The organism is Pontibacter mucosus, from assembly GCF_003054055.1.
GTDB classification, from domain to species: Bacteria; Bacteroidota; Bacteroidia; order Cytophagales; family Hymenobacteraceae; genus Pontibacter; species Pontibacter mucosus.
In genome coordinates this window covers 323208-336422 of sequence record NZ_QBKI01000005.1, presented here as the reverse complement: position 1 = coordinate 336422, position 13215 = coordinate 323208, and the positions used below count along the sequence as shown (strand labels likewise).

Here is a 13215-nt window from a genome sequence, read left to right as displayed (position 1 = left end):
TTTTATCTTGTACCTTCTTCTCTTAATTCTTTTTCTACCTCGGGTTTCTCCTCCCGTATTTTCTGGGCTGCCTCAATCCTACGCTCCTCATCGCGCCTGCGGCGGCTCTCCAGGTCGCGGAAGAGGTCGGAGAAGTTGTTGTACTCACGCACGAAGATGAGGGCCATGCCGGTCGCCCGCACGTCGCCACCCTCAATCACGCCTTCGTACTGGTTGCGCTGGAAGCCGCGCACCCGCAGCCTTCCATCTTCGGTCAGGGAATACTCCACTGAGATGTCGCCACCAAAGCCGCTCATGGTCTGGTTTGTCTGGCTGCCGCCTTCCAGTCCGATATCCGTACCTACGCGCACGGTCAGCCTGTCGTTGAGAAACTGCTGGCGCATGGCCACATTCAGGTCGGTGCGGCCTTCGGCCGAGCCGGAGGAGTAATCCTGGTAGGAATCCACACCCAGCTCCAGTCCCAGGCCACCGGCGTAGCGGTTGGTGAGCTGGTTTAGCTGGTCTGTCATCACCTGGCCCAGGCTGTTGCGTGCCGTGGACTCCAGGCCGCCACCTGAGCTGGTAAAGGGATCCGGGGCCATAAAGCGGTTGAGCACCAGCAGCGAGAAAACCTGCTTGTTCATCTCCGACTCATCCTGGCGCAGGTTGCCCAGGCTGGTGGTGACGATCGCCGGTACACTGCCGCGCTCTTCCTCGGGTAGCTGTATGTCGAACTCAATCTCTGGTCGCAGCAACTCGCCCCGCACATACACATATACCTGAAACGGCACCTGGTTCCGCAGGGCGGGGTCCTCGTATGAGCCTACTGATGTAGCCACCAATTCCTGCGGAGCCGTCTCCACATTGTAAATCGCTGTGATGTCCATGATGGCCTGCAGCGGGTCTCCGGTCCAGTTGATGTAGCTGCCCTGGGCAATGTCCAGCTCACGGGAGGCCAGGTCGTAAAAGTCCATGCTATACTTGCCTTCTGTCACGGTAAAGCGGCCTGACATGTTTATCTCGCCGGTTGGCCGCATGCCAATGAACAGCGGGTCTGCCGAGCCCCGCACCGTGAGATTATCGCCCGTGGTGGGGTCTATGATGATGGTCAGGGTAGAGGCGTCCGTAATGGTGATTTGGGCCTCCACATCGGCTCCCACAAAACCGGTTACACTAACGGTGTCTTCCTGCTGCTCGCGGATAATGCGTGTCATCTCCGGGTTCAGGTTCACAAACTCCACAATGCCCTCCCGCTCCGCGGCACCCACCTCATCGGCAGGAATAACCGTGGTAAAATCGGAGCCATCCAGCACACGGGCATTAACCTTAATCACAGGCTCCATGGCATTACCTCTGATAGTGGCATCGGCGCCAACAAACACGTTGCCGTAGAAAAGGCTGTTATCCTGCGCCGTGGAGTTAAGCGCCAGGAAGCGCGGTGTCTTCACGTCCAGCGCCAGGTCAAAGTCGGTATAGTTCTGCGTCAGGATATTGCCGTTCACCACCATGTCGTTGCCCAAAGAGTCGGTGATGGTGAAGTTGGGGAAACGGATGCCCTGCTGGTTGAACTCCAGCCGCTCGTTCTCCAGGGTAAACAGGGAGCCCAGCATCACCAGGTTAAACTGCGCCCGGTTAAAATTCAGCTGGCCCTGTATATCCGGTTGGGCTACGGTGCCGGTGATACGCAGGTCGCCAGTAGCATTGCCGTCGAGTTGGTTCACCATTCCGGCCATAAAACCCTCCAGCGCATGCATGTTCAGCCGGTCTATACTGGCAGTCATGTTCAGCAGGGTGGCCTCTGTCTGGGGCTCCATGTAACCCTCCACGCGCACCTGGTTGTCGTTGCCGGTCAGGCTGGCGTTGATGTTGTAGCGGTTGTTGTCGCCGCTGCTCGCATTCAGAGCTAGGTTGCCCACCGGTATGCCCTCATAGGCAAAGTCGGTAACGGTGAGGTCGGAGGTGAAGGCCAGGTTATCGCCCATAATGTTGCGCACGGTTGCCGTACCGTTGATGATACCGGCCATCAGGCTGTCTTCGGGTGCCTGGAAGGTGCGCATGATGTAGGCGATGTCTACGTTCTCGAAACGTGCCTCCAGTGGTGCCTGAGGCGCTACCGGGCCGGCGCTGTTTAGAAGTATAGCCTGGTTGTTATGCTGCAGCCGGATGTTATTGGCGTAGAGCAGGTCGGTGTCGAACTGCAGGTAATTGTCCTGCGCCACATCCCACTTGTCTCCGTTTATCACCAGCTGGTCGGGGTTAAACGCGAAGCGGTAGCCGCGGCCGAGGCTGTTCAGAATCCCACCTATTACAAAGCGCTCGTTCTTTTCCTGCAGGCTATCCCCGGCTATGGCCACGCGCACAGCCAGTTCGTTGTCGCGGGCGGCCCCGTCCAGGCTGATGTTATCCATGGTGAGAGAAGGGGAGAGCAGGCGCTTCAGGTCCAGGTCGTAGGCCAGCTGATCCCGGTCGCCGCGCACCGAAAGGTTCAGGTTCTGCAACGTATAATCCGTGTACACAATCCTGCTGATGCGGCCGTCCAGCTCCAGTTGCTGGTTATCACCGTTATAGGTCGCCACAAAGGGCGTGGCAGGCTGCAGCTGCTCCAGCCCCGGCACAAAGGAGGTGATAAGACCCGTTTGCTTCAGGTTGATAGTGGCGGTAAAGTCGCCCAGGTTCAGGTTTGCCGGAAAAGGCGGGTCGGGCTGCAGGTCGAAATAGTTGGAGAAATGCTTGAGCATGGCCGTTGGCAGGGTAGCCAGCGTGTTCTCAAAGTGCATCTCAGCATCCACTATCTCAGACTGTAGCGTGATGTCAGCCGCTTCGCCGGTTTGGGCCAGGGTCATCGCCAGGGTGTCTATTGGAAAGGCGCTGCCGTTGTGCTCTATCCGCAGTGCCTGCCCCTCCAGCTTGCCGCTCAGGGTGCTGGCGTCGGCTCCGGTAAAACTGCCCTGCAGCTGTCCGCGCACTGCCAGGGGCTCGGGGTACAGGTTTAGTGCCTGCAAGTTGGCCTGGGCCAGGTCGAGGTTAAATGTATAAGCCGGTTTTTGAGCGTCGCGCAGGTTAAACTTGCCGTCCAGGTCAAAGGCCAGGTTCTCATCGTTGGCGGTAGCCTGTACGGTATAGAGGTTGCGGTCTATGTTGGCGACCACGTCCACATCCTTATAGCTGTAGTTGCTATAGTCGAACACCCGGATATCGGCTTTTACATCGGCGCGCATCGTTTCCGGGGTCAGGCCGGTGCCGCGCGCCTGGGCATCCAGGGCAATGTTTCCCAAACCCAGGCTGTCGGTCATGAGCTGGTCCAGGGCAAAACCGCCGCTGCGCACGGTAGCCGTAAAGGTTTCGTTGGCGCCCATATCCACCCTGGCCACTACATTACCAAAAGAGGTGCGCAGATCAGCGTTGGCATCGAAGTTCGTCAGGTTGCCTTTATAGTTGCCGGTCATACTTAGCTGTGGCGGCACCCGGAAGTTAGGCGGTATCGTGCCGGCAGGAACCAGCGCCAGCACATCGGTGCGGGTGGTGGCAAAGCGGTCAATGTCCAGGTCCAGGTATAGGTTGTCCGGGTCCATGGCATTGCGGACCGTTCCTTTCACATCCACGCGGGTGTTGTTCAGGCCAGCCAGCTGCAGGGTCTGGACGCGCAGGTTCTCCAGGGTGCCTGTGGCTTTGGCGGTCAGGCGTACGTTGTCTTTGGCTATACTTTTAAACGAAGGGTTTTGGGCCATATCCGGCATAAAGTACAGCACATCCTGCATGCCGATGTAGCTGTTCCGGATGTCGATGTCCAGTCCGATTTTCTCCGGCGTCTCGGCCATTGCCTCCAGCGAGGGGTACGACATGGCCAGCTGGTTTTGCAGGTGGCTGTGGCCGGTTTTCAGGTCGAGGTTGGTGAGGCTGGTATGGATGGTGTCGAAAACGATGTTCGCCGTGAAATTCTCCAGCCTGAAGCCGCTTTGCTCCTGCAGGGTAAACTGGTTTAGCGTAGCCTCGGTGCGGCTGAGGCTGTAGCTGATGTCCTGGGCGTCGAGCAGCACGTTTGCAAAGCGAAGGTGGTCGTAGTCCATGCCTTGGGGCTGCTTGGGAGCGTTAAAATTGTCGAAGGCCACGTTCAGGCCCGACACGTCCAGGTCGCCCAGCGTTACGACCCAGTTCACCGGCTCGCCCTGCAGGTGCTCCACCTTCTTGTCCAGCTCCTTCACGGTCCGCTCCGGGTTCACAGCCAGCGAATCGGCAGGTTTATACTTTTCCTGCACATACTTCAAATCGGTGTTGTGCAGGGCAAAGCTATTCAGGTTTACCTTGGCGTTTTTCAGGTCTATCTTATCCGACACCACTTCCGACTCGCCTAGTTTCAGTTCGATGCGCTGTTCGGCTGGATGGCTCCAGTAACTCAGGCGCAGGTTCTCCAGCTCCACCCGGTTCAATCCAAAATCCATCTCCAGTGGTTCGTAGGCCGAGGTATCGGGCGGAGGCAGTTTGGTTTGTTCGTAGGCCACCCAGGTATTGGCCAGGCGCACCTCATCCACCAGGTAGCGCTGCTCCTCCAGGTTCAGCTCATCCATAGTGGTGGTCAGCTCGCCCACGCGCATGCGGATGTAGTTGCCCCCGGCATCATCCCTGAACGAGACATACACATTGTCCAGGTTGATGGTGCCGAGCGTTATCTGCATGGCCGAGGCCGTGGTATCGGTGGGCTGGGCTGCGGCAGTGTCTGTGGCAAAGGCCTCCGTGATGAAATCGAAGTTGGTGGTGCTGTCCTCGCGGATGTGCAGCTTGAGGGTAGCGTTGTCGAGGTCTAGTTTGCTGATGTTCACCTCCCCGCTGATGAGCGCAAGTATGGCCATGTCTACGCCAAGGCGTTCAGCGTACCAGAGCGTGTCCTGCTGCTGGTCCTCCAGGTACATGTCTTTCAGCACCAAAGCGTTCCGCCAGTCGGTGGTAAGGCCGCCTATCCTGACCTCGGTACCCAGGGTTTTCTGCAGGTAATTTTCGCCTTGCTTGGCAAGAAAGTTCTGCACGCCCTGAAACTGCAGGGCGATGATAATAAGTAGGAGTAGCCCTACGATAATGGCTAGCGGCCAAAGGACTACCTTCAGGGCGATTTTAGCGATATGTTTGGCAGATGCGATATTTTTCCGTGGTTTCTGAGTTCGTGTATGCTTTTACGGAAAAGTATGCGCAGGGATAGGTTTTTTGCTGTTTGGCTTAGCCAGTATATTCTGGCAGCGGGCAGGGCATGGGCAGGAAACACAAAAAGCCCCGGATAAGGCATTTACGCTTCATCCGGGGCGATAAGGTATACTTTATACTTTGGGTGTTTACACAGAAAGTATGTTCACCATCTTCAGGTAGTTCGGGTTGATGAGTTTGTCCTTGGTGATGGTGTCGATGAACGGCGTGTACACAATCTCGCCATTGATGATACCGGCCATTTCGCACTTGCGTCCTTCCAGCAGTCCCTCCACGCAGGCTATGCCCAGTTGGCTGGCCAGCATCCGGTCGGCGGCAGTGGGTGCGCCACCGCGCTGCACGTGGCCAAGTATGGTGACGCGGGCATCCATGTGCGGCAGCTCCTGCTGCACTTTGGCCGCCACCTCGGTGGCGTTGCCGGCGTCGTCGCCTTCTGCCACAATCACGATAAAGGATGTCTTGGAGCGGTTCCAGCCAGTGCGCAGGGTGTCCACCACTTCGTCTATAGTTGTCTCTGTCTCCGGGATCATGACGATCTCGGCACCGCCGCCCACGGCGCAAGGCATGGCAATGTAGCCGGAGTCGCGGCCCATCACCTCGATAAAGAACACGCGGTCGTGGCTGTCGGCCGTGTCGCGTATTTTGTCGATGGCATCCAGGGCGGTATTGACGGCCGTGTCGTAGCCGATGGTATAGTCAGTGCCGTACAGGTCGTTGTCGATGGTGCCGGGGGCGCCGACGGTAGGGATGCCGAACTCCTCGAAAAAGATGTTAGCCCCGGTAAAGGTGCCGTCTCCTCCGATGCACACCAGCCCCTCGATGCCAAACTTCTGCAGCTGGTCGTAGGCCATTTTTCTGCCTTCTGGTGTTACGAACTCTTTACTGCGCGCGGAGCGAAGTATGGTTCCGCCTTTCTGTATGATATTGCTCACAGAGTGAGAGTCCATTTTGTAGATCTCGCCCTTTATCATGCCTTTGTAGCCACGGTGAATGCCATATACTTCCACTCCATGATAGACGGCGGCTCTCACGATTGCTCTGATACATGCGTTCATGCCCGGCGCGTCCCCGCCCGAAGTAAATACTCCAATTCTCTTCATGGTAGATTAGTGTCTGTTAAATGTGGTAATGATACTCAAATTTCGCAAATCGCAAGTTAATTAAAGTTTAAATTATGCGGAACGGAAGAGTTGTTCGTTTGTAAAAAAAAGGCCTGCACAAAAACTGCCGATATAGCACGACTTTTAGATAGTAAAAAACGTATGTTATATCGGCGTAGTATACGCTTGCCTTATGGCGGGGTCCGTTTATGGGAGGAAAAAGCGTACTATTTGAATAATTTGTTGCAGGGGCCGTGCCAGCATAAACCGGAGTACAAGTAAACTAATTTAACCTACAGAGGCAACGTATGTTTGGTTTTTTTGAAAGTGAGGAGACAAAAAGGTTGAAAAGCCATATTGCCAACCTTGGGGCTTTGGCTAAGGTGGATGGCCACCTGGATCCTGCCGAGATGAAGTTTATCATCAACATTGGCCAGCGGCACGGCATTAAGCCCGAGCAGGTGCGCCACCTGATCACAGAGGCCGATACCAAAAAGGCGCAGCTGCCGTCCAACGACTCTGAGCGTTTTGACCAGATCTATGACCTGGTGGAGATGATGCTGGCCGACGGCATCGTGGATGAGAGCGAGATGGACTTCTGTATCAGCATGGCTGTAAAACTGGGCTTTAAAAAATCGATTGTGGGGGTGCTGGTAGGCAAAATAACAATGGGTGTAAAAGACGGCCTTAGCCGCGATAATATCAAGCACGAGGCACAGGCGTTCTTAAGTTAGCGGTAAAGTCCTATTTATACTTTATACTTTCAGCGATAGGGCGCAGGGGTTGGTGCGTATATACTTATTAAGTGACTACCCAAACTGCGCTGTGCTGCATGAGGCAAAACCCTAATTCCTTTCTGTTTCTGATATTATCGCTATACGGCAGCCTGCTGATGGCGGTGGCTGCCCTTTACCTTTCCGACGAGTACCACCCGCTTGTTTTCCTGCTGCGTTTCAGTACCTTCTGGTTTTGCAGTTTTCTGCTGGCCATGCTGGTATTTCTATACTATACCCGGCGGCAGATTTATACTTTATCCAAGGCTGAGCGCAGCCGCGTGATGCGTTTGAGCACGTACCTGGTAAGCGGGGGAGTGGTGGTAGCCATTGCGCTGGCTTCTACGCTTTTTTGGGTGGGGGCAGTGTAGGGGGAGCTTTTTATTATACTTGAGCTATACTTGCTAGGCTTTCCTTTGCTGTCGCTGGCACGAGCTTGTAGTTCGTTTTATACTTACATGCTTATACTTTCCTACCCATCGCATCCTACATCTGGGACAAAGCTATACTTTCAAACCACCATTCATCCTCCAGCCTTACATACCTATCGTTTCATCTCCAGCTTTGGCTCCCTCAAGGCCGGGAGGCCTCGCCTTCGGGCATCGCGCTGTCTACATTTCCTTTGCTCCTGACGTCGCAATTTCGCTGAAGCGAAACCGGAAATCTAGAAGGCGCTCAACCCAAAGGCTGGGAATCAATTCGATAGCCGCTGCCTCTGCTGTCATCTCAACCACTCTTGAGGCGGGAGCCGAAGAGAGCCAGCGTAGCTGTGAGAGATCTGATTAGAATTCCAGATAGATCTCTCGCGCTGCTCGAGATGACAATACGATTAGCAGAACTCCCTCCCCTGTTCTTAGGGGAGGGCCGGGGTGGGGTGATAATTCCCCTCCTTAGCCAAGGAGGGGAAGGGGTGGGTGGACCCGGTGCTGCTAGTGTTCTCTACCCGCTATTCAACCCTTAATCCCCCAGGGCAGGCTACAAAGGCCAGAAAAGTGGCACCATGGCTACTATTACAATGATGAGAAGCAGCGTGAGCGGCGAACCTACTCTGATGAAGTCCCAGAAGCGGTACTTGCCGGGGCCGTACACCAGGATGCAGGAAGGCTCGAAAGGCGTGATGAGCGAAACAGAAGCAGCCAGCATGATGGCGATGGCAAACGCCCGGGGATCTGAGCCCATGGCTTCTGCCGCGCGCAGGGCAACCGGCACTATCACCAGGGCCGCTGCCGCATTGGACATAGGTTGGGTAAGTATAACGGTGAGTACCACAAAGCCGGTGAGCACCGCTATAGTGCCCAGGGAGCCCAGTGAGTTAACAATGCCATTCGCCAGGAAATCTGCTGCCCCCGAGTTTTCCATCGCCGTGCCGAAAGCCGTCATCCCCCCAATCAGGATCAGCAGTTTAAAGTCGATGGCGGCGTAGGCTTTTTCGGAGCTGATGCAGCGGAGCAGAATAGCGCACAAGGCAGCCAGCAGAAAAGCAATTGAGAGGGGAAGTACTTTCGTGGTACCCAGGATGATGGCCAGCAGGAAACAGGAGATAGCGATAATGCCCTTGCGCTTTTTAAAGAGCAGGGGCTCAAACTCGTCGAGCAGGGCCAGGTTATTGTTGTTGCGCAGCTGCTCGAACCGCTCCGGCGAGCCCTGTACCAGCAGCATATCGCCGAGCTGCAGCTGTATGCTCCCTATCTTGGTACGGAGGGTCTCGCCGTGCCGGGAAATGGCCAGCACCACAAGTCCGTAGCGCTGCAGAAAATTAACCTCCTTTACCGTGTACCCGATCAGGTTAGACTGCCGCACCACCAGCATTTCTGCCAGCCGTATGTTGTCGGTTTGCAGGTCCTTCTCCGATATCACATCGGCCATAATATCGATACCCTTTGTTTCCTTTACCTTAATCAGGTTGTCCAGGTCGCCCTCTACCAGCAGCATGTCGTTCTCCTGAATGCGGGTACGGAAGTCGGGCAGGAAATTGTCCTTTCCCCGGATGACGTTGAGGATGCGGAACTGGAGCGTGGAAAGTTCGGAGGCAAACACAAGCTGCCCCACCAGCGGGGAATCGGCCCGCACCACAATCTCGGTGAGGTACTTTTGCAGTTTATACTCTTCGGTAAGCTGCTGGTCTTCGTGGCTTGGCAACATGCGTTGGCCTATAGTCATCATATAAAGCAACCCGACGGCAAAGATGATAAGCCCGATACCAGTGATTTCGAAGATGCTGATAGGAGGCAGGCCGGCATGGGCGATGTAGCCGCTCACGGCAACGTTGGTAGAGGTGCCAATCAGGGTGCAGGTACCGCCGAGTATGGCCGCAAAGGCCAGGGGCATCAGGAGTTTGGAGGAGCTCGTGTTGATTTGCCGGGAAAGGCCGACGAGCGGGGTGACGAACATGGCCGTCACCGTGGTGTTGTTCATGAAGGCGGACACGGTTCCGGAGATGGCCATCACCGCGAAGAGCATCAGGTTGGTGCTGCGGTGGGCCAGCCGCACCAGCCGAACCACGGCGAAGTCAAATATACCGGTCTCCTGCAGGGCGGCGCTAAGTATAAAAATGGAGGCGATGATGATGATAAAGTCGCTGCTGAAGCCTTCAAAAGCTTCCTCGGGGGTAATGATACGGGTGCTGGCCAGGATAACGAGCATGGTGAGTGTCACGAGCTCGATGGAGAGTTTCTCCGTGGCAAACAGCACCATTGCAATCACCAGCAGTGTCAGCACTAGGGCTATTTCCATATCGTTTTTGCTTAGGCTACCTTCAGGGGCAAAGTATAGCCACGGTTTTTACGTGCAATCATAGCTGCGGTTACCGCATCGCGTTTAGCGTAGTGCGGTTAACCGGCAAGGGCAGAGCAGAACCTGAAGCTAGCTGCAGCAAGCAGGCCATAGTTGCCGGTATGCTTGCTGCAGCGTGAGCTAATATAGAAATAAGGCGAATACCTGGTTTTCCTGTGCCTGTTTTTAATTGTTCAGCACCTCACCGATAGACCGTAATATAAGGGAGCAGGCCTCGCGTATTTCATCCTCCGAAATAACCAGGGGCGGGGCAATGCGCATCGAGTTATCGCAGAACAAAAACCAGTCGGTGAGCACACCATTCTGTATGGCCTGGTCAATCACGGCCTTCAGTACTTCGAAGCTCTCAAACTCAGCAGCCATCATCAGGCCGCAGCCGCGCACCTCTTTTATACTTGGGTGTACCAGCAACTCCCTGAACAAGGCGGCTTTTGCAGCCACGCCGTCCAGCAGCTTTTCCTCCTGAATGGTCTGCAGGGTAGCCAGAGAGGCCGCACAGCTCACCGGGTGTCCGCCAAAGGTAGAGCAGTGGCCCAGGATGGGGTTGGTTTTAAAAGCGGCCATTATCTCCTGCGGCGCAATAAACGCCCCGATGGGCATGCCGCCGCCCATGCCTTTTGCGCACAGCAGGATGTCCGGCTCTATACCGAATTGCTCAAAGGCCCAGAACGTGCCGGTGCGTCCGAAGCCACACTGTATCTCGTCCAGTATCAGCAGGGCGCCCACCTCGGTGCAGCGCTGGCGCAGGTGCTGCAGGTAATCGTTCTGGGGTACCCGAACGCCAGCCTCGCCCTGTATCGTTTCCACAATAACGGCGGCTGTCCGGGTGGTTATACTTTGCAGGTCGGGCAGGTGGTTGTACTGTATGTGGCGCACATCGGGCAGCAGTGGCCGGAAGGCGTTCTTAAAGCTCTCGCTGCCGTTTACCGACAGCGCCCCCTGGGTGGAGCCGTGGTAGGCGTTGCGGCAGGAGATGAGCTCCGTGCGGCCCGTGTAGCGCTTGGCCAGCTTCAGGGCGCCCTCCACAGCCTCGGCACCGGAGTTCAGGAAGTACACATTGTTCAGGCGTTTTGGCAGCGTACTGGTAAGGGCCTGCGCCAGTTTTGCCTGCGGGGCCTGCACAAACTCGCCGTACACCATCAGGTGCATGTACTTATCCAGCTGCTCGTGTATCGCTTTTAGCACGCGCGGGTGCCGGTGCCCCACGTTGCTCACCCCAATACCCGATATCAGATCCAGAAGGCGCTCGCCCTGCGTGCCGTACATGTATACTCCCTCCGCCTTCTCCACCTCAATCATCAGCGGGAAATCCGATGTTTGCGCTACATTCTGCAGAAATAATTGTCTCATTGAAATCATGTTGCAAATTTACGGAAATAAGCGCAGAAGCAAGAACCGGTTGCTCTGAGGAAAATCAGGGGATACTGGGCGGGAACAAAAGCCGGTTTTCTGAAACTAAAGTTGGACTGAAAAGTGTAGTATAAACGCCGTACTTGCATCAACGGTGGTAAAAGCAGTTTTTATAAACATTTTATCCAACATTCTTTCCTATCTTTAGTATTAGTAGGATTGTCATATAGCTATTACAATATAAAGTCTATCGGTAACAGAGGACTTATCTAGATGAGTATCGAAAACCATATCTTAAAAGGTACTTCCGAACTTCTTTCTGAAACCCAGGATCTTTACAGGCTGCTCGTGCAGGGCGTGCGCGACTATGCTATCTTTTTGCTGAGCCCAACCGGGTATGTGCAAACCTGGAACGCAGGGGCAGAAGCCATAAAGGGGTACAAGGCAGAGGAGATTATCGGGAAGCATTTTTCCCAGTTTTACCCCGAGGAGGCCAAGGCCATCAAGCACCCTGAGATGGAGCTGGAACATGCTACCCAGTATGGCAGCTTTGAGGAAGAGGGGTGGCGCGTGAAGAAGGACGGTAGCTTGTTCTGGGCAAACGTGTTGATTACGGCTATCCGAAGCGCTAAAACCGGCGATCTGCTCGGTTTCTCGAAGGTGACGCGCGACCTGACGGATAAAAAACGGCTGGAAGACAGACTCACGCAAACCTTGGAGGAGCTCCGCCGAAGCGAGGAACGGGCCAGGCTGCTGACGGAGGGTATAAGTGACTATGCTATTTTCATGCTCAGCCCGCAGGGCATTGTTATTTCCTGGAACCAGGGCGCCGAAAATATAAAAGGGTATAAAGCCGAGGAGATCATCGGCAAGCACTTCTCTGCTTTTTACCCCGAGGAGGCGAACCAGAGAAATTATACCGAGTATGAGCTTAGCCGGGCGCTGCAGGATGGGCGGTTTGAAGATGAGGGCCTGCGGGTGCGCAAGGACGGCAGCACCTTCTGGGCAAATGTGCTGATCACGCCGGTATACAACGCGGAAAAGCAACTTATCGGTTTCTCTAAGATTACCCGGGACCTGTCGGAGAAGAAGAAGAACGAGGACCTGATGCGCAAAAACAAGGAGTTGCACCGCATCAACACCGACCTGGATAATTTTGTGTACACGGCCTCCCACGACCTGAAAGCTCCGATATCCAACCTGGAAGGGCTCTTCTCGTTGCTAAAGTACGACCTTGGCTCTGACCTGGAGAAGCACCAGGAGGTACTCAGCCGCATCGAGAACTCGATAACGAGGCTGAACAGCATTATACTTGACCTGACCGATGTGACGCGGATACAGCATGAGGAAAACAAGGTGGAGCAGGTATACCTGGCCGAAATGCTGGATGAGGTGGAAGGAAACCTGGAGAACCTGATTTACTCCTGCAACGCAGTGGTTGAGAGAGATTTATCCGGGTTTGACCAGCTCAGCTACTCCCGGAAAAACCTCAGAAGTATACTCTTTAACCTGGTGTCCAATGCCATCAAGTACTCCTCCCCGGATCGGAGGCCAGTCGTTAAAATAAGAACAGAGCTGCAGGGTGGGAGGTATGTACTGCAGGTGTCGGACAACGGCCTGGGTATAGATGAGAAGTATAAGCAGAAGATCTTCTCGATGTTCAGGAGGCTGCACACGCATGTGGAGGGCACCGGAATGGGGCTGTACCTGGTGAAGCGCATCCTCGACAATTCCGGAGACCGTATCGAGCTCGACAGTGTGCCGGGCAAGGGGTCCACCTTCAGGCTATACTTCCAACAGCCGTGATAACACCCGCCCAAGTATAAGCTTAAACCTTACGCCTATACCTGGATGCGCTGCACCGGTTGGTAAAGTCTCTGGTGTATCTCTAAAGCTCCCCGTTAAAGTATAGGCTTCGTCTGTCCAGCTAATTTATACTTACCAGGCCTACAATTCAAACTGATTGATTTCGGGCAGATGTCGCCATTCTTAGCAATGTACTCGTAAAAGGGTATGAGCCGGAGAAT

Annotated in this window: 7 protein-coding genes; 3 read left to right on the top strand and 4 right to left on the bottom strand. The window is 54.9% G+C overall.

The window, feature by feature from the left end:
- Positions 1–2: 2 nt before the first annotated feature.
- Positions 3–5048, bottom strand: a complete 5046-nt coding sequence (locus C8N40_RS12015) for a translocation/assembly module TamB domain-containing protein (protein ID WP_483878508.1) — start codon at positions 5046–5048, stop codon at positions 3–5.
- Positions 5049–5300: 252 nt separating this feature from the next.
- Positions 5301–6272 carry a 6-phosphofructokinase gene (gene pfkA / locus C8N40_RS12005; protein ID WP_108211994.1) on the bottom strand — a complete coding sequence of 324 codons (972 nt, stop codon included), beginning with the start codon at positions 6270–6272 and terminating at the stop codon, positions 5301–5303.
- A gap of 344 nt (positions 6273–6616) precedes the next feature.
- Between pfkA and C8N40_RS12000 the strand changes: the two genes are divergently transcribed.
- Both C8N40_RS12000 and C8N40_RS11995 read left to right on the top strand, forming a co-directional pair.
- Positions 6617–7006 (top strand): tellurite resistance TerB family protein, encoded by a 390-nt coding sequence (locus tag C8N40_RS12000; protein WP_245905094.1) that lies wholly within the window; start codon positions 6617–6619, stop codon positions 7004–7006.
- A 98-nt stretch (positions 7007–7104) separates the two neighbouring features.
- Entirely contained in the window at positions 7105–7416 is a 312-nt protein-coding gene (locus tag C8N40_RS11995) for a hypothetical protein (protein WP_108211992.1), read from the top strand.
- Positions 7417–8020: 604 nt separating this feature from the next.
- Here the strand turns inward: C8N40_RS11995 and C8N40_RS11990 are convergent.
- Entirely contained in the window at positions 8021–9778 is a 1758-nt protein-coding gene (locus C8N40_RS11990) for an SLC13 family permease (RefSeq protein WP_108211991.1), read from the bottom strand.
- Between the two features lie 225 nt (positions 9779–10003).
- Positions 10004–11197: an aspartate aminotransferase family protein gene (locus C8N40_RS11985; protein ID WP_425440662.1), complete on the bottom strand. Its 1194-nt coding sequence runs from the start codon at positions 11195–11197 to the stop codon at positions 10004–10006.
- A gap of 264 nt (positions 11198–11461) precedes the next feature.
- Between C8N40_RS11985 and C8N40_RS11980 the strand changes: the two genes are divergently transcribed.
- Positions 11462–12994 carry a sensor histidine kinase gene (locus tag C8N40_RS11980; protein ID WP_108211990.1) on the top strand — a complete coding sequence of 511 codons (1533 nt, stop codon included), beginning with the start codon at positions 11462–11464 and terminating at the stop codon, positions 12992–12994.
- Positions 12995–13215 lie beyond the last annotated feature (221 nt).

Bases quoted from the DNA above. Each gene is read 5' to 3' on its own strand.
- pfkA (WP_108211994.1), bottom strand. From the start codon at position 6,272: ATGAAGAGAATTGGAGTATTTACTTCGGGCGGGGACGCGCCGGGCATG.
- C8N40_RS11995 (WP_108211992.1), top strand. From the start codon at position 7,105: ATGAGGCAAAACCCTAATTCCTTTCTGTTTCTGATATTATCGCTATAC.
- C8N40_RS11990 (WP_108211991.1), bottom strand. From the start codon at position 9,778: ATGGAAATAGCCCTAGTGCTGACACTGCTGGTGATTGCAATGGTGCTG.
- C8N40_RS11985 (WP_425440662.1), bottom strand. From the start codon at position 11,197: ATGATTTCAATGAGACAATTATTTCTGCAGAATGTAGCGCAAACATCG.
- C8N40_RS11980 (WP_108211990.1), top strand. From the start codon at position 11,462: ATGAGTATCGAAAACCATATCTTAAAAGGTACTTCCGAACTTCTTTCT.